This window comes from Mesorhizobium sp. M7A.F.Ca.MR.362.00.0.0, from assembly GCF_004023175.1.
Classification (GTDB): Bacteria; Pseudomonadota; Alphaproteobacteria; order Rhizobiales; family Rhizobiaceae; genus Mesorhizobium.
In genome coordinates this window covers 1-244 of the sequence record NZ_RZTF01001102.1, presented here as the reverse complement: position 1 = coordinate 244, position 244 = coordinate 1, and the positions used below count along the sequence as shown (strand labels likewise).

The 244-nt window shown below is 63.9% G+C and carries 1 pseudogene; it reads left to right on the top strand.

Annotation, left to right across the window (positions count from 1 at the left end):
- Positions 1–244 (top strand): annotated as a pseudogene (locus tag EOC06_RS39280) (integrase); the annotation flags it as partial.

Genomic DNA, 244 nt, shown 5'->3' with positions numbered 1-244 from the left:
GCCATGATCGCTGATCGTGGGCGGCTCCGCACAATGTTAGCGAGCCTCGCGCGGACATTGCATGTCGGAGTGCTGGCTGACTGCTTCTTTGATCCCGGCACGGCCGCCTGCCTTAAGCAGGCAACGAACATCGACGGCAAGATGCCGCTGACCGCGCTTTGCCAGCCAACCCGCTGCCCCAATGCCTGCATCACCGCACGCCATCGGCCAGCTTGGTCACGCTCTGCCGAGGACGCCAAGACCT